Source organism: Marinomonas sp. 63XJN7_7_ISO-PGPR-S23-202, assembly GCF_056173505.1.
Genome location: NZ_CM149677.1, coordinates 420,327 through 447,273 on the forward strand (window position 1 = coordinate 420,327; position 26,947 = coordinate 447,273).

The 26,947-nt window shown below is 47.5% G+C and carries 10 protein-coding genes; 2 read left to right on the forward strand and 8 right to left on the reverse strand.

Annotated features, from left to right (window positions below):
• Positions 1 to 160: 160 nt before the first annotated feature.
• Complete coding sequence (locus AC0VYG_RS01920) at positions 161 to 1,228, reverse strand: peptidase M42 (RefSeq protein ID WP_475430671.1); 1,068 nt, start codon at positions 1,226 to 1,228, stop codon at positions 161 to 163.
• A 252-nt stretch (positions 1,229 to 1,480) separates the two neighbouring features.
• Between AC0VYG_RS01920 and AC0VYG_RS01925 the strand changes: the two genes are divergently transcribed.
• Entirely contained in the window at positions 1,481 to 2,026 is a 546-nt protein-coding gene (locus AC0VYG_RS01925) for a hypothetical protein (protein WP_475430672.1), read from the forward strand.
• 59 nt (positions 2,027 to 2,085) lie between these two features.
• On the opposite strand, the gene AC0VYG_RS01930 is transcribed toward AC0VYG_RS01925, so the two are convergent.
• Both AC0VYG_RS01930 and AC0VYG_RS01935 read right to left on the reverse strand, forming a co-directional pair.
• Positions 2,086 to 3,003 (reverse strand): SphA family protein, encoded by a 918-nt coding sequence (locus tag AC0VYG_RS01930; RefSeq protein WP_475430673.1) that lies wholly within the window; start codon positions 3,001 to 3,003, stop codon positions 2,086 to 2,088.
• Positions 3,004 to 3,232: 229 nt separating this feature from the next.
• Entirely contained in the window at positions 3,233 to 5,167 is a 1,935-nt protein-coding gene (locus AC0VYG_RS01935; RefSeq protein ID WP_475430674.1) for an alkaline phosphatase D family protein, read from the reverse strand.
• Positions 5,168 to 5,337: 170 nt separating this feature from the next.
• Here AC0VYG_RS01935 and AC0VYG_RS01940 point away from each other — a divergent pair, with 170 nt between their 5' ends.
• Positions 5,338 to 5,913 (forward strand): nitroreductase family protein, encoded by a 576-nt coding sequence (locus AC0VYG_RS01940; RefSeq protein WP_475430675.1) that lies wholly within the window; start codon positions 5,338 to 5,340, stop codon positions 5,911 to 5,913.
• Positions 5,914 to 5,973: 60 nt separating this feature from the next.
• Here the strand turns inward: AC0VYG_RS01940 and AC0VYG_RS01945 are convergent, their stop codons facing one another.
• From AC0VYG_RS01945 to AC0VYG_RS01965, 5 genes are all read right to left on the reverse strand, one after another.
• Positions 5,974 to 7,269 (reverse strand): lysine N(6)-hydroxylase/L-ornithine N(5)-oxygenase family protein, encoded by a 1,296-nt coding sequence (locus AC0VYG_RS01945; RefSeq protein WP_475430676.1) that lies wholly within the window; start codon positions 7,267 to 7,269, stop codon positions 5,974 to 5,976.
• A 61-nt stretch (positions 7,270 to 7,330) separates the two neighbouring features.
• Complete coding sequence (locus AC0VYG_RS01950) at positions 7,331 to 8,344, reverse strand: GNAT family N-acetyltransferase (RefSeq protein ID WP_475430677.1); 1,014 nt, start codon at positions 8,342 to 8,344, stop codon at positions 7,331 to 7,333.
• Complete coding sequence (locus tag AC0VYG_RS01955; RefSeq protein WP_475430678.1) at positions 8,334 to 10,571, reverse strand: TonB-dependent siderophore receptor; 2,238 nt, start codon at positions 10,569 to 10,571, stop codon at positions 8,334 to 8,336. Before AC0VYG_RS01955 ends, AC0VYG_RS01950 begins: the two co-directional genes overlap by 11 nt.
• 115 nt (positions 10,572 to 10,686) lie before the next feature.
• Entirely contained in the window at positions 10,687 to 16,092 is a 5,406-nt protein-coding gene (locus AC0VYG_RS01960; protein WP_475430679.1) for a non-ribosomal peptide synthetase, read from the reverse strand.
• Positions 16,089 to 26,885 carry an amino acid adenylation domain-containing protein gene (locus AC0VYG_RS01965; RefSeq protein ID WP_475430680.1) on the reverse strand — a complete coding sequence of 3,599 codons (10,797 nt, stop codon included), beginning with the start codon at positions 26,883 to 26,885 and terminating at the stop codon, positions 16,089 to 16,091. The genes AC0VYG_RS01960 and AC0VYG_RS01965 overlap by 4 nt, the downstream gene beginning before the upstream one ends.
• Positions 26,886 to 26,947 lie beyond the last annotated feature (62 nt).

The following is a 26,947-nucleotide window of genomic DNA, read 5'->3' on the forward strand; positions in this document are numbered from 1 at the left end:
GATAAAGTTAAAAAATGCCAAGTTACATGATACATAGTGAAAAAAATATTACCAAAGACTTGGGGTGAAATAGGGTGTAAGCAAGTAGGAAAAAATAGGGGTTTTGAGATCACCCCCTGAAGGATAAATTGAGGGGGGATTATTGTGTGGACGAAAATTTTTAGATATTAGAGAGTATTTTAAGTGTGTTTAAAAAGGCGTTTACCGAATCAATTGAAGCGGATTCATGCATGGTGTGGTATCCAGTCGTGGGGATTTGAATGGTGGTACCATCCACCAACCCGTTTGACGCTGAGATAATGCGTCCTAACTCTGTACTGCCGAGTGAGGAAGGTGGTTGTCCTAAGGCGGCGCGTTTAATATTTTCTGCTTCCACATAACGATTTTTGTAGAGATAGCTTATATGGTGCTGCTGGCAAAGGGCTTCCAGTGCGTGAGTACTGTCTTTGTTAAATGAGGCGTTTGCGTCTTTTTCCCGCAATACTAAGAGTTGTTCATTCGCCGCTTGAGTATCAGGAAAAGGGCTGGTATCAACCACAAATAAGCGGTTAGTCGAACCACCAAAGCGGCGAAACCATTCGAGGAGATAACGCCAACTTTTGCCGGCTTCTTCTTGGGCGGTAAAAAAGGCAGTCCCTTTGAAGCCATGGTCAAATAAATGGACCAGCGCTGCGGCGGAGATGACATTATCCAATTGCCCTTCTAAGCGCTGGTCTTTTATGGTGAGTTGATCTTTAAAGGCGATAGGGGTTCCAGCAACCACCCCTTCAAGGCCATCGACTTCAAAAATAAGGTTGTTGCGAAATTCACATACATAAGAGTGGTTTATGACGCCTTGGCCTCGGTAAACGCCAGACCAAGGTTCATAGGCATAGATTGCTTCATGATGGAAGCGCTCAGTCACTTTGCTCATTAATTCTTCTGACACGGAATTATTTAGCAAGTCTGTTTTATTGGCAGAAACAAAGGCCGCGTATTGAAATTCATTTGGTCCGGTACATACCAGACCGTGGCGATCAATATGCGCAGAGAACATGGTACTCATGGGGTCACTGCCTTGGGCCACTAATAATCCTTCGTACCAAGTCACTTTGGCTCCCCGCTCTTCCAATTCTCGCTGTAAGACGCGAAAGAATGAGTGCTCAGCACCGACAACACTTGGCTGTCGAATAAGTAATTTAAGTAGGTCGATAAAGTCGTTATCCAGCTCGGTGTTGTTGTCTTGCATCACGACATCTCTAATGGGTAGCGGGAAGTATTATCATAGAGTTTTTTCATGGATTTAATAGCAGTAAATAGCCTTTTTACGGTTTTTAACGAGGCAAAAAGCAGTCATGATAAAATAGGAAAACGCTGTTAGAATGTAAAAAGTACAAGTCTGTACAAAGTTATTGCATACTATCTCCAATTAAGGAAAACGCATCGGCGCTACCTTCCTTAATGTGTTTTTCGTTTGGCTCCTTAGATAAGGATAATAATCGTGCGTTCGAAGCATTTGATAGTGATTCTGGGTGTCTTGTTTTTATCAGGTTGTGCCAGTTGGTTTACGTCTCCGACCGATAACAAGCGTGTTACGTCTTTTTATGTAAAAAGTCTTCATGTTAATTTAAAAGAAGGGGATTGGGGGAAGCCAAACAATAAAGCCTTTTCTTCAGAAGAGACTTTAAGTAAAGATTTTGCCTACTCTATCCAAAAGAGCTTAGTAGAGCACGATGTGTATGCAGTGAAGCCTAATAAGCATAGTGCGGCATTAGTTATCACGATTGATTATACTCGTCGCTATAAATACGGTGGTGAGGCACTCAGTCGACCACTGGTCTCGCATATTATTAAGGTCTATCAACATGGGCAATTGATTGCGACCTTAAAACGTTCGAACTATTCGCCGATTAATGGTTTTTTTAGCGCCATTATTATTAACTTTATGCAAGCAATGCACTTATGGGATAAGAGTGACGAACACATCGACGCCGATAACATCAGCGCCTCTATGATTGATCAGCTTGTCGATAAATTTGATCTGTAAATCGGCAAGGGTGACTTCCTTGTCTAGTTGCTTACTTTCTAGGGGGCTCTAGCGTCCCTTTAGAAACTTTGCGCAATGCGTAATGCGATAGAGGTGCCTTGTGTACGGTTTCTTGAGTGATGCTCTTTATAGACATGGAACCAAATGGCTGGTAACCCTGGTTTGAAATAGGCAATGGCAGGGCCCACCGCAATGGTCTGTGCTCGGTTACCATCTGCCGGGACATTGGGTCCTTTATCATCGGTTAATTGTTTGTAGTAGAAACCACCTAAACCAACGGTCCAGGCCCCCATAATTTTCCCGATGCCAAACTCATGGCGGTATTCAATACCACTGGTGTAGTCTGTCTCTTTGTTTTTGGTATTGAAATCTAACTGGAAGCTAGAGGAGAACTCGATTTTATTACTGGTGATGTAAGTGACGCCCAAGGCCGGAGAAAATGTCCAATGGTTCAGACCAGCATTAATGGCTGCATTTTTATTAAAATGGCCTGTGGGTGCCTGTATTTGCAGTTGTGCATTCATTCCAAAGTTAGGGGCAATATCCCATTGAATGATAATAGGCGCGACTTGTAGGTCTCCCAGCTCTTGTTGTGAACCATGTACTTTACCGCCAGGAGGAGTCGTTAGATCAAGATTCATATCCAGATAGGGAAGGACGGCGCTATAGCCGAAGTCCCCACCTAAAATTTTGTAGTTAGTACGTTTAATGTAGGCTAATGAGATACTCAAAACATCCAATGAAAACTTTGGTAGGGTGCTTTTGCCACTGTTGTTTCGTGTTGAATCGGCTGAGTAAGGTGCAATACGTAAGGAGAAACTTCCGATTGGCGTAACGGGTGGCATAAAGCCCGTCCCAAAATCGAAAACACCTGCCGCCGTGGTGGGGGATCCAAACTCTGTTGCTTGGCTTTGGGCTGCAAAAGAGGCAATCAAAACACTGCTTGCGGCAATCATAAAACGTTTTGTGTGTGTCATTAGTACGTTCCTTAGTTTTAGTTATGTCACTAAACAGTACTACTAACAAACTTTTTTCATTATCCGATATTGGTAAAGTTTTACACTTTTTTTGCTTTGTTTTTTCAACTTGGAATGTATGTAACAAGATCATTTTTGCCATATTACGGTGCTAGACAAACTCACAGCATTATTGTCATCAGAGTGTAGAAAAGAAAAGGGTGGACAATTGGAGAGAAGCATTCTGGCTTTATTCAAACCGACGATCTTGAGGGTCTTGTCTAAAGGCAATGGCTCTGTTGTTGCCAGTTAGTTGCTGTATCTGTATTGGCTTGCCTTCCTCATCTAAGGTGACTAAACCAATTCCGGCATGATTGAGCAGTCGCTCTCCACGAGAGGCATCATCCGGTTTGCGTGGCGATACCCACATACCTCGACGTTTGGTAAATATATTAAGAGGTGACCAAGGGGCGTAGAGCCAGCGATTGAGTCGGTCAAACCAATCTAATAAGCGTTTTGGAAATTCATTACGTAGTCCGCTACTGGTGATTTGCCAAATATGAGGACTGCTTTGAAGGCCTTTCACTTCGATGTCGTAGACAAAAGAATAATGGACATCCCCTGATAGAATCACAAAATGATGCGGTGTTTTTGGGTGTCGAAATAGGTTCATTAAGGTGTGAGCCGAGTCAGAATGTGCCATCCAGTTCTCGGCGTCCACTACCAAAGGTTTACCTAAAAAAGTAAAGATTCTTTGTACCGTTTCAATTAACTTGACTCCAAAAATAGGGGCAGGTGACACCATAATGACGGCTTTATGATCAATCAGCGTTTGTTGTAAATCGGTTAGGGTTTGCCAATCCATGAGCCCTGACGGGCGCTGCGGATGACGCTCAGAGCGCCAGCGGTGGGTGCGAGTGTCTAACACGATTAACGGGGGATGGGTCGGCCATTCATAATGCCATTGCTCAAATGTTAATAACTGGTCAATTAAGGCATCGTGTTGTTGGCTGCCGACGGATTGTAAGGTTTGATCAAGCTGCGAGAGCATGGCATCATCGAACTTTTCTGGTGTGTTCCCCCAGCCTTGGCATAATAAATAGGCCGTGAGTGCATTACCGATAATGCGTTTTGATAAAGGGTGACCATAAGCACTATGTTCCCATGCGGCGGTCATATTCCAATCATCCGTCACATCATGATCATCAAAAATCATGGCGGTAGGTAAATGGGCTAAAGCTCTTTGGACGTGTTTGAGCGGTTGTTTAAATGCCTCAATGGCCTTTTTTTCCTTCTCATAACGCATACGTTTTGCGCTATCTTGGATGACATTAGGGCAGGTTAAGTCGATATTAGCCCAACAAGCAGGCGACCAGACAAGTAGATACATTGCCAGTATTTCGCTGAGTGTAATAAGGTGGTTTTGCGCCGTGCTACTGGTAAAAATAGGCTTTTTGACACCGCCAAAGAACTGTTTACGTAGTTCCTGGGTTTCTTCCCTTTGAGGTAGGATGCGGTCTCGCTCATAGTAATAGGGCGCTGAACTATGTAAGCTCTGATGCTTGTCTAATACCGTGTCGTCTATGTCTTCGTCGGCTAACCCTAATTGCTGAATCACTTGATGAATGGCATTTAGCATGGGGCCAGCCACATCGTCAGCGTAGATTTGATCCCCTGTTAATAATAACACGGCGGGCCACTCTTTTACGGGCGTTCTCTCTAATAGACTGTCGACCAGTGCGAGTCCATCGGTATTGCTTTCTTCTGGTGAGTCGTTTGGACGAACATAATGGGGCTTACGACAAGAGCCGTGTAGTAATTGCTTGATGTTTTTCTGGATAATGAATCCTGGTGTCGTGTATCCCGGGTAGCAGAGATCCGTAGCCCAAGATTGGATAGGATGCTCTTGCTTTGAAACGGCGTCGATCAACATGATGTCATAACCAATCCATTCTGCGATTGGTAAGGCTGACTCAGGAACGGCATGAATCAACTGAAAGTAGAGTTTATCGCCTGATTGGATTTGACGATGATTTACGGTGAGCACTGGCGAAGCGGTTAGTGTGTCGCATTGAAGCGAAAGCGTCACGTCAACGGGTCGGCTTGTTGCTAACCAGAATGTCACTTCGTGTGCATTTGTTTTGCGTAAAATGGGACCGGCCAACACCAAAGGTAATGTTTGCATAATGTGCTTTCTTCCATCACTTCTTATACCTCAACACTATAGCAATCATCTAAAAAAATGTTTTTATAAATATAAAGGTATTTCTGTTAGTGTTTGATAAAAATGAGGATGAGACGTATTATCATTATTTTGCATAGACTATGCATGCAAATTTACTTAAGGAAAGTGAAATGGATGCCATTCAAGCGCTGATGACGCGTCGTTCTTATCCACGGGGCAGCCTTATTCAACCTGCCCCTAATAGAGCGGAAGTAGAGCAAATTTTACAAGCGGCGATGACCGTACCTGACCACGGCAATATTAAACCTTGGCGCTTTGTGGTGATTCAAGGACAGGGGATGAAGGATCTAGAAGGTGTCCTACGAGCTATGTACGATGGACAAGTCGAGGATGAAGTGTACTTCAATCGATTTATTCAAGAGATTATCAATACCCCTATGATGATTTGCGTCTACAGTGTGCTCAACACAGAACACAAAGTCTCTGTATTAGATCAACAGTTAGCGGGTGGGGCGGCATGTGAGCATATATTGCTAGCGGCACATGCCATGGGATTTGGTGGCATCTGGCATAGCCAAGAAACAACAGAGGCTCTAAGGGTCATGCTAAAGATGGGTAATGAAGACCATATTCTGGGGGTGATGTCATTAGGAACCCCTAAACGGACGTCTCTTGCTAAGCGAAAGTCCTTTGCCGATTACACCTTTGAATGGGATCAGGAAAGCGGCTTGCAACCATGGCAATGAGCGAAACATCGCCCTGATACTCCTTTATCGGGGCGATGTTTTGTTGCTAACAAAAGGTTATTAGGCGCTGATTCTTTCGTCATGAAGAGAAGACTTCTGCTTAAGCAGCGCATCCACAATTTCTTTAGAGCGAACAGCTAGTACCGATAACAGGGTATCGCTTAAACCATGGGACGATTCACAGCAACCTTGTAGAAACACATTAACAGAGCACTGGTCTTTCATCGGCAAGCGATAACTGCGTTCCACTGGGGAACTTGTCATCAAAGGTTGCATATGATTGAGCATCTGGTGAAACTCGTCATAGCGGTAGCCCGTTGCCAAAATCACCGCGTCATAATCTTGCCAGTTTTGCTGGTGGTTTACTCTATCGTTAAGGCGTAAGGCAATTTTCTGTTCTTTTTCGCCCGTTTCTTGGATGTCATGACAGCGTAGGTATTTGTGCTGCCCTTTTCCTGTCACTTTTTGCAAATAGAGTCTTTCATATATGGCATGAAGTTCTTCCATGTCCACGACAGAGTAATTAGTTGCGCTAAAGTGATTGAGGATGTCTTTGCGTTCTGCTTCCTCACGGGAGTAGATGTGATCGGTAAACTCTGGATCAAATATTTCATTCACAAAAGGACTGTCATCGGCAGGGTGAAGCGCAAAGCGACGGTTGATCATATGCACTTCCCCGTCTTCATAGCGGTTGCACAAATCCACAAAAATTTCTGCGGCACTTTGACCGGCTCCCACCACGGCGATTTTAGGTTGTTCTGGAAGGGCCTTGGTGGATTCACTCCAGGTTTTATAGCGGGAGGAGTGCAATACATTGGCGTGTTCGAACCCTTGGAACTGTTCTGGTAGTTTGGGCATGCCTCCCATCCCTAAAATCAGGTTTCTGGCAATGCGAACGGTTTTTTCACCATGGATATTGGTCGCAATCACTTTGACTTTGGTGATTTCCCCTTCCTCTTCTATTGGCTGAATGTCGATGACGCGTTGACCATAATGCACGAGCGCATCAAATTGTTTGGCGACCCAAGCCAAATAATCGTTGAACTCGATACGTGATGGATGTTGGCTGCCGAGGTTAATAAAGGAGTTAAGTCGATTATGGGTGTGGAGATAATTCACAAAGGTATAAGGACTCATGGGATTGCGTAATGTCACCAGATCTTTTAAACAAGAGATCTGCATGCGAGTGCCATCAAGCAGCATGCCTCCGTGCCACTCAAACTGCGATTTTTGTTCTAAAAAACAGTATGAGAGTTGATTGTCTTGCGCTTGTTCTTCTAAAGCGATGGCGATGGACAGATTAGCCGGCCCTAGACCGATGCCAAGCACATCATATTCCCTTATTTTGTTTGTCATAGTCACCTCGTTGTTCGGATTGAATATTGGCTTTGTGGTTAGACTCTGTTTTGGCGCTTAACTAAAAACAGTCAACAAAGAAGCTTTCCCTTAATTGGCACATTAAAGCGGAGCGTTTATGTGGAAAATCGAACTCTTTGAGTTTGGCAAAACCATACGCTTGCAAATAATGAATCATCTTCTGATTGTCTGCTCTAGGCTCGCTGACAATCTTGTCGGTTCTGGGGTCCGCCAAATATAAGTAATGGCAAACCGATGGCAACCATGCCGCAACCTTATGAGCGCCTCGGTGGTGCTCTTCTCCCACCAACATATGGATCCCTCGGTCATAATCGCCGACAGAATAGTAAGGCGCGATGCGATCTTCTTTGGCCCAATAGGCTTCAATGTAGGCAAAGGGTTCATTGTCCAGACAGGCAATTAACAGCTGGTTTTTATGGTTCGCGACTTGCTCTGCTAAGTAGGCACGATGTTCGCTTAGACTGCCTTTTTGATCCCAAAAAGTGGCCACGCGATCATTGTTTTGCCACTTATTAAAGAGTGCTAAATGTTCGTCTAGGTTGAGCCCCAATAGGCTAATATGTTGTTGCAGTTCAGGCAGGTAGCGACGATAAAGCTCACCCTGTTGTGGGGCTGGCCGCATAGGATGATAACCCGCTTTAGTGAGAACAGGTTTATGGGGAAACAAGGGGCGATCTTGACGCAGCCAGTGGTGCGGGCGCTGCATAATGGCTTCTCTCCATAGAATATTTTGCCCCGATTCGTTGCGGTAAAGTATATGAGCCAAGTGATCAGATGACAGGCTGCGTAAATCAACCTTGCTTAAATCAATGCTGCTTAAATCAACGTCGCTTAAATCAATACAACGCAGCTGTGGAACCTGCTCAAACAGTAAGGTAAATGCGTTAAGCCGCTCACTTTCAGGCAGTTCACAATGCACTAAGATACCTTGACCGTGCTGTTCCTCGCGAACACTGACACCACCTGATGGCAGTGTCACGTGGTAATGACCAGCTTCAAAAGAAACACACTGCCCACCGGGCAGCGTGTTATGAACGTTCTGATTACCAGTCATATGTCACACTCGCAATGACGTTACGGCTGTCTCCGTAGTAACAAATACCGGAATCACAGGTGGCAATGTACTCCTTGTTGAAGACATTTTTTGCCATGACTTGGAACTTGTAGTTGTTCCACTGATAGCTAGCCATTGCATCGAACAGGGTGTAAGACGGTACTTTATTGGTTTCGGTATTATCGGCGTAAGTATCACCGATATAACGGACTCCAGCTCCCAGCTTTAAGCCTGCCAATTTGCCATCGAAAAAGCGGTAGTTACCCCAAAAGGAAGCCAACTTATTTGCGATTTGTGAGGGCGTTTTGCCAATATACTTAGCATCAGAATCTTCTGTGACTTCCGAGTCTACATAGCTTAGGTTACCTACCAAGGTGATGGCTTGAGTCAAGTTGGCAACTGCTTCAAATTCGATTCCACGGTTACGTACTTCGCCCAGTTGTCTAAAGGTGGCTGTATTACTGGAGCCTCTTGTTAGGTTTTCTTTGGTCACCTGGTAAGCGGCTACGCCAAAAGAGCCATCAAAGCTTTTGGGTTGATACTTCATACCAACTTCGTAGCTCTTTGCTCTTTCCGGTTTTGCAGGGTGACCGTTTGCGTCCAATTTCACTATTGGGTTGAAAGACTGAGCAAAGTTGGCATAGGGAACCAAGCCATCCGCTAGCTCATATGACGCGCCCAAGTTGCTGGTCCATTCATGGTGATCAACATCGGTTTTGGCATCGGTCGTGGTATTGTGGGTTTTGTCGCTGGTGTCATCAAAGCGTGCGCCAGCGATCACTGTAAATTTATCCGTGATGTTTGCCTTATCCTGGACATAAAAACCTAACTGACGATTTTTCGTTTTGGTGGTTTGCAAATCAGCATCGGTGACAGTGGCTAATGTATTTGGGTTTAATAAGACAATGTTATTGCTATAACTTGGGTGATAAATATTAAAATTAGGATTACCCGCAACGGTACCAACACCCGGTACCGTCATCGGCTTGTTGCCATTTGCGGCGATGGGGTCTGAGGCATAGTCTTTATTGTTAATATCAAGGCTTTGATAATCCACACCGGTTAGTAACGTATGTTTTGCGCCGCCAGTGTTAAACTTATAGATAAAGCGGTTATCAATGTTGAAAGCATTAGAATGGCCATCTGCCGTAGATACTCCCCTAACAATGTCGCTTCTGGCACCTGTGGGATCCAGTAACGGTCCAACGCGGGCCACATCTGCAGAATAGGACGCAAAGTACATTTGGCGTAGGTTGATATCCATATGGCTAAAGCGAGCTGACTGCTGGAATGAAACGTTATCGTTAAAGGCATGCGATAATTCATAGCCAACGGAGGTTTGCTCGCGCTGGAAGGTTTCCCAGTCAGGATTTCCTAAGGCGGTATCGTAGCCGATCTTACCATTTGGGTTGCTGGTAAGTGTTCCTTCTTCAGGCAGGAACTGTAAGTAAGGTTTAGAATTGTCTTTTTGGTAGCTGGCTAATACGGTTAATTTGGTTGCATCGCTAATTTGCCACGCTAAAGATGGGGCTAGTAAGGTACGGTCAGCATCGACTTTATCTACTTTCGTATCATTCTTACGCTTTAGTGCCACCATACGAAAGGCCAGTTTATCGTTGATGGCCTTATTGACGTCCAAGTTGATTTCTTTGCGGTGATAAGACCCAACACTGGCGGATACCGAGCCAAAATCTTCGTTCAATTGGGCGCGTTTGCTAATCAAATTGATAACGCCGCCAGGAGGCGTTTGACCATCCAATGAAGACGCAGGGCCTCGTAATACTTCTATACGTTCTAGCATGAAAGGATCGATTTGCCAGCTATAAAAGCCATTGGAGTAGAGTCGAGTTCCATCTAGGTAGAGACCATTATTCGCTTGCTTAAAGCCCCGAATAACGAACCAATCCTGCTTATTATCTTCACCGTAGAAATTGGTCTGAATACTGGGAGTGTATTGCAGCGCATCCGACACGCTGATCGTCGCACGATCATCCATTTGTTCGCGAGTAACAACGGAAACCGCACGAGGGATTTTTACAATCTTTTCATCTGTCTTGGTGGCTGTCTGTGCCACTTTACTGACATAAGAAAAGTTATTGGTCGTGGAGCTTTGATGTGTATCGCCTTCTACAAGGATTGTGCCGAGATCCTCAGCGTGTCCGACACTTGACGTTAATGCGATCGCCACGGCAAGTGATAGAGGATTTAGACAGAATAATCGACTCATTTATAATATCCTTACGTTAATAATGTTGATTATGATAATCATTTCTATTTGTTTTTGCGTATTTTAACCATATTCTTTAATAAATGAAAAGATTTAGTTGATTATCATTCTCAATTTAATATTCGATAAATTCGTCTATAGACGCTCTCACTGCTTTGTGATGATGGCGTATCCTATCTGCCGTTTGGCTAAGTATTTGTTTTAAATCATTAATAACCGCTTGATGCTGGACGATACCAAGGTGATCTGTGTCGTAAACACGGTGATCCGCAAGAGAGTTTATCTTGCTCAGTTCTGTGGCTAGCCAAGCAGCACGTTTATCAGGCTGTCCCGCCCAGAAAGCATGCATAGGGGTTGCGATAGATGGTAGTTGGTACTCTGCGCATAATGCTCTCATATGTTGCTCTACTGCCCAGCTATATAAGACTTGCCGCGCATTTTGCGCATCATGAAGTGAAAACTGATTCTCCGTTAGCCATTCGTCAAATAATGCTGGCCAGTGACTGGGAGGGGACTGGTCAAACTTGAGCAGACAAGAGGCTTGCTGTGTGTCTGATAGTGTCCCTAATAGCAACTCTAAGTGAGAAATAAGCTTGTGTTTGGCATGGGGGGATTGCCATTGATTATCTGCTATTTCCGTGCCTGGAACATAACAATCTAATAAACCGATAAACTCTATAGACTCTCCCTCTTGTTCGAGTCGCATGGCGATTTCTTGACATAAAGCTCCGCCCAGAGACCAACCGATTAAGCTGTAGGGGCCTTGGGGTTGCCGTGCTCTAATGGTCGCCACGTAAACATCTGCCATATGTGAAAAAGAGCGGCCAAAACGGCCAGGATAAGCAAAGCTCTGAGACTGGATACCATAGACAGTTCGATGGCCTTCCAGAGCAATAGCCAATTTCTGATAACCAACGACTCGTCCAGTAACCGGGTGAATGCAAAAAACAGGTGGTTTCGAGTCCGTATTGAGCCTTTCTATTAAGCTTTGATCAGCCTGCACTGGCACAGGGGATTGCGCCAACTGTTTTATGTGTTGGTGAAGTTGGTGACGCCACTGATTCGCGAATGTCTGAACATCAGACTCATGGTAATGGCTTGTTGCGTATTCCCAAGTAGAGGATAGCTTGCCAGAGACAATCTGTGTGTTAATGACTAATGGGGTGAGCATGGTATTTTGCTCAGATTGCGCAGGTCCGCCGCCTTCAAATGGCTGGCACCAATGGGCAAAATCCTGATGAGAATATTGGCCCAAATAGTTGAATGTCAGCAAGGCATTGGGAGACGGTTGGTCAGGCTCTAGATAGCGTGCGCCAAAACTGATGCCGCCATCTTCGCGTATTGTGCTGAGTTGCTGTTCAATGGCTGCGCTGTCTTGATTAGCATGAAGAATCATCGGGTACAAACTGGTCATCCAGCCAACAAGGCGGCTTAAGTCTAACTCACCAAAGACCGACGCCTCTCGACCGTGACCTTCTAAATAAAGCGGTAACGCCGTTTGGTTATTGGTGAGCGAGGCGACAGGTAAGGCGGCTAACAGGGTGCTGATAATGTCTTTCGTTGAGGTGAGTAATGCTGCTGTGTCTTGCTCGCTGAGTGAAATGGTGAGGCTGTGTTTGTCGGCATAACGCGCTGGTGGCGTCCTTGGCAGAAGGGCGTGGGATGCGTCGACAACCGTTTGCCAGTAGGCTTGTTTTTGCTGATAGTCGACGGAAGCCCGCCACTCATGGAGTTTGGCGACGGCCATATCCAAGCTGGTATAATTAGTGGGTAAGACAACGGCTTGATCACTCATGATTTGTTGGTAAGCCGTCCATAAATCGTCGAGCAGAATACGCCAGGAAACCCCATCTACGGCCATATGATGAATGACCACAATAAGCCTTTTACTTGTATCCGACAGAGTGATAAGCCCCGCTTGCAGTAATTTTCCAGACGCTAAATTGAGGCTAGTTTGTAGACGGTGGGCGATGTCAGCAAATTCGGCTTCGTCGGCCGCTTGGGCTTGCCAGAGCAGATTACTTGAAACAAAGGGTTGGTAGGCTTGTTGGTAGCCCCTTTCCGTTTTAGAAAAAGCCAAGCGAAGGCTGGGGTGATGTTCGACTAAGGCATTGAACGCGAGATTTAGAGCGTTCGTGTCCATTTCCTGTTTCAAGGTGACGCAGACATGTTGGTTCCAGTGGTTAGGTTGGGCAAAGTCTTGGGCTAAAAAATGGGCCTGTATGGGCATCAAACCAAAGGCATGCTGAGGTAGTGCTCTCTCTTGCGCTTGCTGAACGCGGGTCATTGTCTTGGCCAGATCACATAATACCGGGTTGGCAAAGATGTCTTTTGGCGTCAGGCTAAATCCGCTTAATTTCAGTTTGCTGACCAGTTGCAAGCAGAGGATAGAATCGCCCCCGAGGGCAAAAAAATGGCCTGCTCGACTGACCTTCTTGATGCCCAATAGCTCTTGCCAGAGAGTCGTCAGTAAGGTTTCTTGAGGTGTGATGGGGGCCGTATAGGATGTCTCTAGGGATATGTGGCTGGGAGCAGGCAGTGCTTGGCGGTCTATTTTCCCTGCTGGTGTGAGAGGCAGATGATCCAGTACCATGAGTTGTGCAGGTAGCATGTAATCTGGAACCTGTTGCGCCAGTTTTGCTAGCAACACCTGTTGGTCACATTGTGTGGCGTGGCGCCCATGAAGGTAACCAACAAGTTGGTTTTGCCATAGGGCAACCAAACAGGTTTCGACACCGGATAATTGCTGTAAGCGGCTCTCGATTTCGCCTAATTCAATTCTAAAACCACGGATTTTTACCTGCTGGTCGAGGCGTCCTAGGTATTCCATTACCCCATCATCACGCCAGCGTACTAAATCCCCCGTGCGATACATACGCTCACCGTTAGCGGTAAATGGGTCTGGCAAGAAACGTTCACTGGTTTGTTCTGGTTGATGTAAATAACCGCGGGCTAACCCCGTTTCATCGCCAATATAGAGTTCACCCGCTTCGCCTAATGGCACAGGGTTTAACTGTTCATCCAGGACGTACAAACGGCGGGAGCCAACCGGCTCTCCAATGGGCGCATAGGCCGTGGGAAAGGAATCCCCTGGGTTGGCGCGCCAGATCAAAGGGGTAACCACGGTTTCCGTGGGCCCATAACCATTGATGATACGTGGTGGGTGAACTAAGGTTTGCAGTCTCTCATAGGTTTCACGGGTAAACGCCTCTCCGCCTAATGTCCAAGAGCGCACGGCCAATGTTGGCCGGGTGGCTTCTATCCAATCCAATAATGGGGCCACATAGCTTGGTGGGAAGCAGGCGATGGTGACGCCTTCTTCTTGCAGCACGCGACATGTTTTTTCCGCACTCCATAGTGCTTGATCGCGGATGATTAATTTGACGCCAAAAGCCAGTGGAACCGTCCAGCGTTCTACCGCGCCATCAAAGCTGATGGAAGCAAAGTGCAGCTCGATATCATCTGGAGTCATTCCATATTGTTTGCCGATGGTTTGTACATGCATGCTTAAGCCATCATGGGCAATGGCGACGCCTTTGGGTTTGCCCGTTGAGCCGGAGGTATAAATAATATACGCCAGTTGCTCAGGATAAAGCGTCAGGGCGGGAGCAGTGGTATTTTGTTGACTCAGGTCCAGTTCATCAACCGCTAACAACTGGACCGTTTGTTGAGTAATAGCGCGGTTTATTTGGTGCCAGCGAGCGGTGAGCGTTTGATGAGAAAGCAGGTACTTGGCACCTGAATCTTCAATCATGTAAGCCAGTCGTTCTGTGGGGTAGTCTGGATCTAGGGGTAAGAAAGCGCCGCCCGCTTTCATAATGGCGATCATGGCGATAATCATATTACCGCCACGCTCAAATAAAACCCCCACGGGTTCATCTTGGCGGATGCCCAGCCCTATTAAATAGTGAGCCAGTTGGTTGGCGTGAGATTCCAGCTCGGCGAAAGTGTATTGTGTCCCAGACTGTTTTAGCGCAATCGCATTCGGGTGCACTACTGCCTGTTTAGCGATCAAGCTTGTAATCGGGGCAAACTGCCATGAGCCATTCGGTTGAGCCAGTGCATTGAGGCGTTTGATGTCCTCCTTGCTCAGTAGATTGATTCGCGCCAAGGGGAGCGGTAGGTTCTCTTCTAGGGTGTTAGTGAGACGCTCTAGCATCTGGAATAGCTGTGTCATGGCTTGCTGGGCAATACGGTCTTTGGCATAGGTGAGAATGACACGGGTATGGTCAGCGTGTTCACGAATGTCTAAGGCCACATCGAACAAGGCAAAGAGACCTGGCTGGTGGATGGGTTTTATGGTCACCTCTGGTGATAGCTGTGCGCTGGTTTGGGCCACCATTTGATGGTTAAACAGCACCTGAAAGAAAGGGGTTTCCCCTGGTGAGCGTTCGGTTAATAAAGATGTGACAATCTGATCGAACGGTACTAATTGATGGTCCTGTGCTTGTAGCACTTTTTGATGGGCGGTTTGGATGCTATCCATCAAGGGGCTGATCGGGGCGATGGTTTGCTTAATGACCAAGGTATTGACGAAAAAGCCAATGACATCAGCGACTTCGGCCCGTTGTCGATTCGCTAGAGGGATACCAATGGAGATAGTTTGCTGTTTTGATGCCTTGGCTAGGGCACTTTGCCACAACCCTAACCAGAGACTGGACGTGGTGATAGACAACTGGCGCGCTATCTGCTTAAGGGCCTGGTGCTGTCGAGAAGAGACCGACAAATGGAGGCTGTCTGCCAAACGGCGTTGATTAGGCGTTACTTCCCCCTGCCAAGCAAACAACTTTTCTGGCTGATGGGGGCCGATCTCTTGACGCCAAAAGTCCAAATGTTCTTGATCTTTTCCTGCCTTTAGCAGGGCCGTTTGCCAAATGGCATAATCTGCGTATTGGATATCCAGTGGGGTGAGCGCGATGGCCTGATAAGCCTTGATCAGGTCGCCCATAAATATGTCCACAGACCAGCCATCGGACACAAGGTGGTGCATCACCAGGTGTAATTGGTAGCGATTTTCTTCGAGACGGATGCTCTGAGCACGGATGGGTAAGCCGCGATAAAGGTCAAATGGCTTGCTTGAAAAGTCCTCGTTGGCTTGTTGTAAAGTGTGTCCATCTGCGCCTTGTTGATCCCAGCTATCAATGCTGATAACTGGCTGGTTTTCAATAAATTGAAAGGTTTCTCCGGCTTCATTCTGAACAAATCGCGTACGCAGAGTATGATGTTTTTCCATCACCTTTAGCAGCGCATTCTGCAGTTGCTTAAGATCCAGTGGCCCTGAAACCTCAAAACAGCCTCCCATATGGTAGGCGCTGTTGCCTGCATCTAACTGATAGATATCCCACATCCGCTTTTGCGCGGGAGACAACGGGATCAGTTTGGGCCTCTCGCCCGCTACAATGGGCAGTGTTTCAAAGTTTAAGCCCTTGCTATCAAGAAGACGGATAAACTTGATTTGTTCTTGCTCACCAAGTTGTAAAAAGCGTTTCGCTAAGGCTGTTTTGTCATTTTTCGCAGTCATAAGTTATCCAAGTCGTCCATCAATGCCGCCATGACATCGAGCTCGTTCTGCTCCGATTGGTGGTGTGTTTGGTAGTGAGGCTCAAGGCTGTCGGTGAGTGCTTGTAAAGACGTGGCGGCAAAAAAGTCTTTTAAGGTCAGGGTGAGTCCCAGCTCTTGTTGCGTCAAAGCCACCACTTTGGTTGCCAATAGAGAGTGTCCGCCAAGGGCAAAGAAGTTGTCATCAAGCCCTACTTGCTCAACGCCCAGAATGGTTTGCCAGGTTTGGGCGAACCATTTTTCTAGTGCGGATTCTGGGGCGCGATAGCGTACTTGATTCCACTCTGGGGAAGGCAATGCTTTACGATCACGCTTGCCGCTTGGGGATAACGGCATCGCATCGAGGCCAATAAAGATGGCAGGCACCATGTAATCGGGTAAACGCTCATAAAGATGACGTTTTACCTCCGCTTCGTGGTCTGTCGTCCAATCCTTGCACACCAAGTAAGCGACCAGTTGGGTATGGCCCTTATCCTGTTGCGAGCCAATTTGATAGTGGTAGGCGATTACGGCGGATTCATCGATTAGCCTATGTTGATTAAGCACCGCTTCTATTTCTTCCAATTCGATACGCAACCCGCGAATTTTGACCTGATGATCCAGTCGATCAAGATACTCCAAGCGACCGTCAGGCATGCGCAAGACTTTATCGCCAGTGCGGTACATGCGAGAACCGGCTGCTCCCCAAGGGTTAGGGACAAAGCGCTCGGCGGTTAAATCAGCGCGGCCAAGGTATTCTCGTGCTAATCCATCGCCAGCCAAATAGAGTTCCCCTGGAATGCCGATTGGAAGGGGATTCCAGCAGTCATCCAGCACATGCAGTTGCGTATTGCTGATCGGATAGCCAATGGGCGTGCGTCTGCCAAGCGGTTGCTGGCATTGCCAATAACTGACATCAATGGCGGCTTCGGTGGGGCCATATAAGTTGTGAAGTTGACAGGTGGGCAGAGTCGTCAGCACCTTATCGACAGACTCCACGGGCAATGCCTCCCCACTGCAGATAATGCGTTTTAGGTTGCGGCAATGGGCCATGTCTGTCTCGTTGGCAAAGGCGTGTAGCATGGATGGCACAAAGTGAATGGTGGTGACGTTTTGTTCAATGATGGTGTGATGCAAGCGTTCTGGCTGACGATGAGACTCAGGTGGGGCAATGGCAAGTCGGGCACCGACCATTAGAGGCCAGAAAAACTCCCAGACCGAGACATCGAAACTAAAAGGGGTTTTCTGTAAAACACAATCCTCTGCTGTTAGTGAGTATTCGCTTTGCATCCACTGTAGACGGTTTTGTAAGGCGGCTTGTGTGTTAACGACGCCTTTTGGTAACCCTGTGGAACCTGAGGTGAAAATGACATATAACGCCAGATCCTGTTGCCAGTGAACACGGGGGGGCGTCAGACTTTCGGACGACGTATCGAGGCTATCGATTGTGACATAACGGCAATGGGATGAGGCAGGCCACTGGCTGAGGGTTGGCTCATCTGTTAGCAGTAAGGAGACCTCGGCCGCGTCGAGAATATAGCTGAGGCGCTCCTTAGGGTAACTAGGATCCAAGGGAACATAGGCTCCCCCTGAGCGAGTAATGGCGTGTAGGCCGATGACTAAGTCAATAGAGCGTGGCAGGCCAAGTCCAACACGGGTTTCTTCTTTGACGCCTTGCTGGCGTAGCCAGTTGGCCAGTTGGGTAACTTGACGATCAAAGTCACGATAGTTGAGTGTTTGGTTACCCATCGACAACGCGGTCGCATCGGGTGTGCGCTGGGCTTGTTGAATAATACTTAACGGTGGGGGTAACAGTTCCCCCCAATCTTTGTCCGTTGCATTGAATTGCTTAATGTATTGACCCTGTGAGGCATCTACCAAGGTTAGCTCGGCCAGCGTTTTTGGCTGACCATTGGCGACGCTTTCCAGTAGCAGGAACCAGTGTTCAATTAAGGATTGAGCAAAGGCTTCATCAAAAATGGGTGAGGCGTAGTTAACAAAGCCTGTCCACTTCTCGTTGCTATCGATGGTATCCGTGAACTCTTGGATATCGAGGCTTAATTCAAGTTGAGCACCGACTACTCCAGGATCAAACAAGCTAATGTCTAAGTCATCGACATGCTGAAGAACGGCTAGATCCATTTGTTGGAAATTGAAGCTGGTCTGATAAAGGGGATGATGCTGTATATTACCCGCGACACCGAGCGCTTCAACAATGGCCTCAAAGGGAACATGCTGACGAGCCAGGGCCTGCTGGAAAAAGCCAGTGACTTGCTTTACTAAGTCCGAGAAGGTATCGGTGGCTTTGATATTAGCGGGAATCGTGAGACTGTTAATAAAGCAGCCTTGCATATCCTGTGTATCGGGTTGGTGTCGTCCCGCGACAGGAACCCCCACGCGAATGTCATGCTGACTTGTGTATTTGTGCATTAGTAAATGCCAAAGACTGAGCATCACGTTAAAGGTGGTTGTCTGATGAGACGAGGCAAGTGAACGGATGTGTGTGACTTGTTGTTCACTCAATACAAAATGATAGCGTCTGCCATGTACTTGCTGCGGGTCTCTTGGCACTTCGCTGTGCAGGATGAGTGGATCAATATCGGTTTTCAGTGCCTGCGTCCACCACAGAAGATCTTGTTTAGCTTGCGGTGTTTGCAGCCAATCCCGTTGCCAATAAGCGTAGTCAGCATAATCCAACGTCTTAAGGGAATCGATATTTGACTCAACACCTCTCGCTAGATCCCGATACAGGGTGAACCATTCCTTAATGAACTGCTGTATGGAGAGGCCATCACTAATAATATGATGGAGGACCAAAAGCAGTTCGTGTTCGTTTGCATTGTGTTCGATAGCATACACTCGCATAAGGGGCGCTTGGGCAAGATCAAACGGTTCGCTTATCCAGTTTTTTCGTTGTGGTTCAAGGGCGTTAAACTCACTGGCTTGATAGTAGGTAATAGGGACCTGCACCTCTTGGTGGATGGTCTGCATCAGCTCGCCTTCTACTTGAACAAAAGTGGTACGAAAAATTTCATGTTTGTTTACTAAGGACTGCAGCGCGAGGGCTAAATGTACGCGATCAAGCTGGCCCGTCAATTTGATGCCCAAAGGCATATGATAAGCAGAACTGTCTGGCATCAGTTCTTGAACAAACCATAAGCGCTTTTGTGCCGCACTGACTGGCATGTGGGATAACCGTGGAACCGCCTTCATAGCAAGGGCTTCGTTATGGGACTGACACTGTTTGGCCATTTTACTCAATATAGGTGCATCGAACACCGCTTGCAGTGGCAAGTGTATCTGATGATTTTGTTGCAAACGGCCGACCAATTGGGTCGCGAGCAGTGATTGACCACCAAGGGTAAAAAAGTCGTCGTATCGGCTAATTTTGTCGAGTGTTAGCAGGTGCTGCCATTCGCTGGCGAGTAAGGTTTCTACATCACCTTGAGGGGCAACAAAATCTTGGTGCGATGTCTTTATTTCCGGCTCTGGTAGGCGCTTTTTATCCACTTTACTGGCGGGGGTGAGTGGCAAAGCATCCAACACCATCAGTTGAGAAGGCACCATATAATCTGGCAGCGCGTGCTTCATTTTCTGTAAAATGGCTTGGCTACCGAGAGAGGTAGCTTGGCTTTCGATATAGCCAACCAGCCTCTTTCCTGTCGGCCCATCAAAGGCCACAACGGCACTACGGCGACTGCCGCTAAGTTGCTGCAAGCGAGATTCAATTTCCCCTAATTCAATGCGGAACCCACGGATTTTGATTTGATCGTCTGCTCTCCCCAAATATTCCATGACACCGTCTTCGCGCCAGCGCACTAGGTCGCCAGTTCGATACATGCGTTCACCATATCGACTGAAGGGGTTGGGCATAAAACGCTCGGCGGTTAGCTCTGGGCGAGCGAGGTAGCCCCGCGCTAACCCTGTTTCGTCACCAATGTAGAGTTCCCCACAAACACCCGAAGGTACGGGGCGTAAGTCTTTATCCAGCACGAACAGGTCACGGGCGCCGACGGCTGTCCCAATGGGGGCATAGGCACTGTCAAGTGGCGTATCCCTATAAGCTTGCCAGATTAACGGTGTAACAACGGTTTCTGTTGGGCCGTAGCCATTAATAATACGTGGCGGTTGTAGAGTGTGTTGCAAAGCAAAATAGGTATCGCGAGTAAACGCCTCGCCACCCAGTGTCCATGAGCGAACATGGAGTTGGGGTTTTGGGTTAGCCGCTTGTATCCATTCCAGTAAAGGGCCTACATAGCTAGGAGGGAAGCAGGCAATGGTGATGTGCTCTCTTTCTAGTACCTCGCAGGTTTCTTGGGCACTCCAGAGGGATTGATCACGAATCACTAGGGTAGAGCCAAATGCTAAAGGTGTGGCCCAACGCTCAATGGCACCATCAAAGCTGATGGAGGCAAAATGCAGTTCTCTGTCTGAGGGTTGCATACCATAGCGCTGTCCTATGGTTTGCACATGCATGCTTAACCCTAATTGGCTGATACAGACGCCTTTTGGTCTGCCAGTCGAGCCAGAGGTATAGATGACGTAAGCCAACTGGTCGGGTAAAAGCACGGGGTTTTCACTTAAAGAAGCGGTCAAATCAATGTTATTGAAACTTATAAGAGGCGTTTTCTCTCCTATACGTTGTGCTAATGATAAGGATGATGGATCACTGATTAAGAGTGCAGCTTCACTGTCTTCGACCATATAACGTAAACGGTCTTCTGGATAAGAGGGGTCAAGTGGTAGGAAGGCGGCTCCCGCCTTTAAAATACCGATCATCGCGACCAACATTTCATTACTCCGTTGGAATAAGGCGCCAACAATACTGTCTTGATGAATACCTTGGGCAAGCAGTTCTGCCGCTACGGCGTCACTTTGTTGGTCTAGCGCTTGGTAGGTTAATACCGTGGCTTGTTTTCCGCCCGCTAGTAACGGATTGGCGACTAATGCTTGTTGGCTTGGCCGTTGCTCGGCTTGTTTGCGAAACAGCTCAGTAAATGGGATATAGTGCCAAGGCTCAGAGGGTTTTACATGCTTTTGTAAGATGTCTTTTTGGGTGTTATCTATCACATTAATGCTGTTAAGTGGTTGTACTAAACCATGTACTAACTGCTCAATATAATGACTTGTTGTCGCCTGTAATGACGCTATTTGTGTGGCACTAAAGCAAGCGGAATCATAAGCAAAGACAATGTCTAATTGTTCACTGGGCAACACGGCCAACGTAAGAGGGTAGTGGGTGAACTCATAGCTGTCTGGTTCACCGATAGTGAGTTCCCCTTGTTGAAAGAGGCTTTGATCCAGCGGGTAGTTTTCGAATACCACCAAGGTATCGAAAAGCGACTTTCCGGCGAGGGGAGAGTACTGTTGCACTTGGGACAAGGCCGTGTGGCTAAATTCACGCTGACTGCTGGTTTGATTTTGTATGGCGTTTAGCCAGTCTTGAATTGTCTGTTGCCAACAAATCCTATGGGTCACAGGGAGCGTATTAATAAAGAGCCCGACCATGGTATCGCTATGGGCGAGGGTCGAGGGCCGGCCTGCTACCGTATTACCAAAAACGGGATTGTCTTGCCCTGTATAACGCTGCAGGGTCAGTAGCCAAGCACCTTGAATTAAGGTGTTGAGCGTGAGCCCTGAGTGCTTAAGATCCTGTTGCCAGTTGGCCAGTGTGGTGGTGTCTATGCTGATGGTACTACGTACATGACCTTGTTGCGGCTGGGGCTGACCATACACATTCGCCAGCAAAGTAGGGGTCTCAATATGGCTTAAAAAATCACGCCAGTAAGGCTCAACTGACGCTGTATTTTGTTGGCGGATCCAGCTGAGATAGTCGGAAAAATCCTGTTGTACGGGGGGCAGAGTGTGACCGTGATACAGGCTAAAGAGTTCGGTTAATAACACACCAGTACTCCAACCATCCATGAGTAGATGATGAATGGTAAACACGCATTGCAGTGTCTGATCTGTGGTTTGGATTAAATCGACCCGCCACAATGGTAGTGGTGCGCTAATGAGGTTTTGTTGTAAATCAAACCCCTGCTCAACAAGGTGCTGTTGAATCTGTTTCAGGCGACATCCTTTTTGCTCTCGGGCATCTTGATAGGAACTTATCAGAGGCAGGCTTGACCAGACCAATAAGTGCGCTTGCCCCTCCACTTGGCTGATAGTAGAACGCAGCATGGTGTGACGCTGCATAAGCTGTTGCCAGCAGGCTAATAGTTTATTCGGTTCTGCGCCATGAATCGGCAAGGTGATTTGGTTTACATAGGTGTGCTTGTCGTTAGCAAGTTGTGAATGGAAATAGAGCCCTTGCTGTAAAGTGGATAAAGGCAGGATCTTTTCCGGCAACTGACCATCGGGCTGTGACAGAATTGCTTGGCTGATGGTGGTGAGTGACGCTTGGTTTAGCACTGTGCCCAGCGCATCCTGTTGGGTCAAAATAGCCGAGTGTTGCTGGCAATGCTGAGTAATGGCTTTGGTTGCCTGATCGAGATGTTGAATAAAGCGTTCACTTTGTGACTCGTTAAATAACAGGCGATCCAGCTCTATATCAAATTCAATTCCTTGGTCTGTTTCAGAAATATTGACAGCGATGGCTGCATCGCTAATACCGTTGTCTAGTCGCCATAAACCAAACTCCTTGAGAGGTAGGCCAGAGAGGTGATTTTGCGTTGCTCGACCAAGGTAGTTAAATAACACATCGATGCCGTCAGCATAGGCCCATTCCCCTTGCAATATTCCAGCAGAATAACCAATGCCCCCCGCTGGTCGCGCTAAACTAAGGTCTTTAGTGTGGGCTAAGGTTGCGCTTAAGTCGTCACTGATAAGGATTTTTTGCGGGAATAAAGCCGTATGCCAGTTAATGCTACGTGACAGATCAAGATGAAAGGCATCCGCGAAACGGCCATGACTTTCTTTATGGATCAGAAATGTTTTCTGTTGTTGATAGTGGCCTAACGCATGGGCGACGACGCACAGTAAGCTGGTTTCCTTATCCAGTCTGGCGAACCGCTGAGTGCAGGCAAACAGGCTTTGTGCCGAGCTGGAAGTGAGGTGCCATTGATGCTTGCGGATTGCTTCCCGCTGTGTTGGAAACACGGGGGGATGAACTTGTTCTGTCCAATAGCGGTGTTCTTGAGCGGACCATGAATAGTTGTACAGCGCTTGATACCAATCCCCTTGGTGGTGGGTTTTGGCGGGCAAATGGTTCGCTGTATTGTGTAAGCTCCCTTGATAGAGGCTCATCAAGTCCTCTAGCAATATCGGCCACGACAACGCATCGATTACCAAGTGATGGATCGCCAGTAGAGTATCACCGCTTTCCAGGTGGACTCCTAAGGAGAGCAGCAACCCCGCGCTTGGGTCAATGGCCTGTTGTATGACGTCACAATCGAGTGGCTGGTTTTGTATTTGTAAGGCGAATCTGCCTTGATCAAGATAGGTGGCGGTTCGGCTGTCGTTGAATCTCAGTCGCAAGGCATCATGGTGTTCTAGCAGCTTTGTTACTGCCGTATTCAGAGCTTCTTGATGAACGGGCGTCGGCAGTTGAAAACGCGCAAACTGATTGCACAATGTCAGTGAATACTGTTCGACAAAGCGCGATTGCATCGGCAGCAAGGCGACCTCCCCTCTAAGAGGATGTTGTTGCGCTGCTTTGGTTTGGTTATCAACAAGGCAATCGGCCATGTCTGATAACACAGGATGGTCAAACACCTGTTTGGGGCTTAACATCAGCTGGTGCTGACGCAACTTGCCGACCAATTGTAAGGCACTAATGGAGTCGCCACCGCAAGAGAAAAAGTGGCTGTTAGCGCCAATAGCATGGGTCTTTAATATGTCTCGCCATAGGTCAGCCAATAATGTTTGCCGAGGTGTGGTCAAGGGGCTGTTTGTGTCGTTCAGTTGTTCCCACTGAGGAGCGGGGAGCCGATTTCGGTCAATTTTACCCGCTGGCGTGATGGGGAATTGCTCTGCCATCATAATGTGAGAAGGCACCATGTAATCCGGTAACTGCTGAGCGAGTGCCGTTAACCATGGCGTCGAGTCTTGTTGAGTGTCATGCGTTTGCACATAGCCCACCAGCTTTTTCCCATTTGGCGAGTCGTGGGCGACAACAGCACACCATTTTGCTTGGGATACGGTTTGTAGACAGGACTCAATCTCCCCTAACTCAATACGAAAACCGCGAATTTTAACCTGTTGATCCGCTCGACCAAAGTATTCAATAACGCCATTTTCATTAAAACGAACCAAGTCACCAGTGCGGTACATACGTTCGCCATTCGCTGCAAATGGATCAGGTAAAAAGCGCTCAGCGGTCAGGTCTGCTCGCTTCAAGTAGCCACGGGCAAGGCCCACCTCCATGCCAATGTAGAGTTCACCAATGACCCCAGCGGGTAAACGTTGTAATTGAGCGTCTAACACATACAGTTGACGAGCACCAACAGCGGAACCAATGGGAGCGTAAGCACTGGTTAAGGTATCCTGCGGATAGGCTCGCCATATTAATGGGGTAACAATGGTTTCGGTTGGGCCATAGCCATTAATGATTCTAGGTGGGGCGATAACTCGTTGAATGCGTTCAAAAGTTTCCCGAGTGAAAGCTTCTCCACCTAAGGTAATCGAGCGTAATGTTAATGAGGGTTGTGTCTCTTCTATCCAGTCTAATAAGGGGCCGGCATAACTTGGTGGAAAACAGGCGATAGTTACTTTTTCGTTACATAAAATCTGTGTGGTTTGCTCTGGTGTCCATAGCGCTTGATCACGAATGATGAGTCGAGCACCAAAGGCAAGGGGAACTGTCCAGCGCTCAAGGGCGCCATCAAAGCTGATGGAGGCAAAGTGCAACTCTGTGTCGTGTGGTGTCATATCATATTCTTGGCCAATGGTTTGCACATGCATGGTTAAGCCAAGATGATCCACGGCCACCCCTTTGGGCATACCCGTTGAGCCGGAAGTATAAATGACGTAGGCCAAATGCTGGGGAAGTAGGTTCGTGATGGGCACTGTGTTGGCAAAGGCGTCTAAGGGGATGGACTCCAAGGCAATTACCGATTGCGTGGTAAGAGACCGAGCGCTTTCCATTAAAGACGTTTGCGTTAGTAGCAACTGTGCGTCACTGTCTTCCAGCATAAAGCGCAAACGTTGTTCTGGGTAGTCAGGATCCAGCGGTAAAAAGGCGCCGCCCGCTTTGAGTATGCCGAGCAGGGTGACAAACAGAGCGAGGCCTCTTTCCATCATGACGCCAACCATGGTGTCGGGCACGACGCCTTCACTGATTAAATAGTGGGCTAATTGGTTGGCTTGTTCGTCAAGTTGACGGTAGGTCAAGGTTCGGTCGCCATGCTTCAAGGCAATATGATCGGGCTGAGAGGATGCCTGGCGGGCAAACAGATCATGAAACAGTGCCTTTTCCCACGGTGTGTCTGCTGTCGCTTGGGCATCGAACCAACGGTTTTCTTGCTTGCCCAGCGGGTTGATACTGGCTTTTGGGCGGTCTGGCTGGTGGCAGATTTGCTGAAGAATATGTTGGTAGCTGTCGATAAGGCGCTCAATAAATGCCCTAGAGAATTTTTCTTTGGCGTACACAAAACGCAAGGTCAGATCAGTATTGCTGATGGCATCCAGTACCAGTTCAAAGGGCGTTTCTACTACGGGAAACTCTTCGAATAACAATTGATAATCCCCTTGTTTGACAACCATTCCTTCCCCGTGGGTGCGGAAGTTAAAGGCATAACTGGGCAGGGCGTGTTGGCCACAGAGTTGTTCGGCTGAAAAGCTTGAAAAACCAAGGGATTGGGCCAATTTTTCGCGTACCTTTTGCGTGATCTCTCCCAGTGTGCTGGTGGCTTCTAAGGGTAGGCCAAGCAAGGCGTTGCGAACGTAGAAGCCCACCGTACGTCGGTTTTGACTGTTCCGGTTGAGTGTGGGGATCACCAACGATGGATGGGGGTGATTGCTATACACAGACAGGGTCAAAAGCAGAGCGCTTGATAGCAGTTCAAAGCGTGTGACACCAAGGGATTTGGCGGCGTTATTGAGACTCCCTAGTTGCGCGTCGCTCAAACCTTGTGTCACATGGCCAGCACGATAACTGACATCGCTAAGAGGGGCGATGTTGGGTAAGGTAAGCGGCTCATCCGATAACAGTGCTAATGACTGCCATGCCGTGCGGGTAGTGTCTATGTCATTGTCATGGCTGTTCTTTTCCACGAAGGATAAATAATCCTCGCCATTGCGAGCAGGAGAGTGATCGCCAGCAAGGTAGGATAAGACCGATTTACAACACAGCGATAATGACCAAGCGTCCATAATCAGATGGTGTGCGGCAATTAATACGGCAAACTTATCCTGATGTACCTGATAGATATGAAAACGAGTCAGTCGGCGGTGGGTGAGTTGATAAGGTTCAAGGTATCTTTGTTCGGCGTCTTGTTTTAGCCAATCAATTGGGTCGTCATGCTGTGTTAAGTCTGTTACGTCTATTGGTTGGGAAGTGATTGGACCGTCAGCGTCACTATAGCACTGGCGCGGGGTTCCCGTACTGTCATCCAGAATCATCGTCAGGGCTGGGTGGTCTTTTATCATCTGGTGTAAGGCGTGTTTCAGCTTATCAATACTCAGGCGAGGATCATCAAACCAAAGTAACCCACCAAGATTGTAAGCGGTGCTGTTTGGTTTTAATTGATGAAACATCCATAGGCGCTGTTGAGATGCGTAAAGAGAATGATATTGGCTGGATGTCGACGCGTTATAGAGATCGTCAGTTGGCATAATGACCACCTAATGGAGTAAAAAGAAAACACAATGGCATGACGTTGGCTGTTTATTTATTT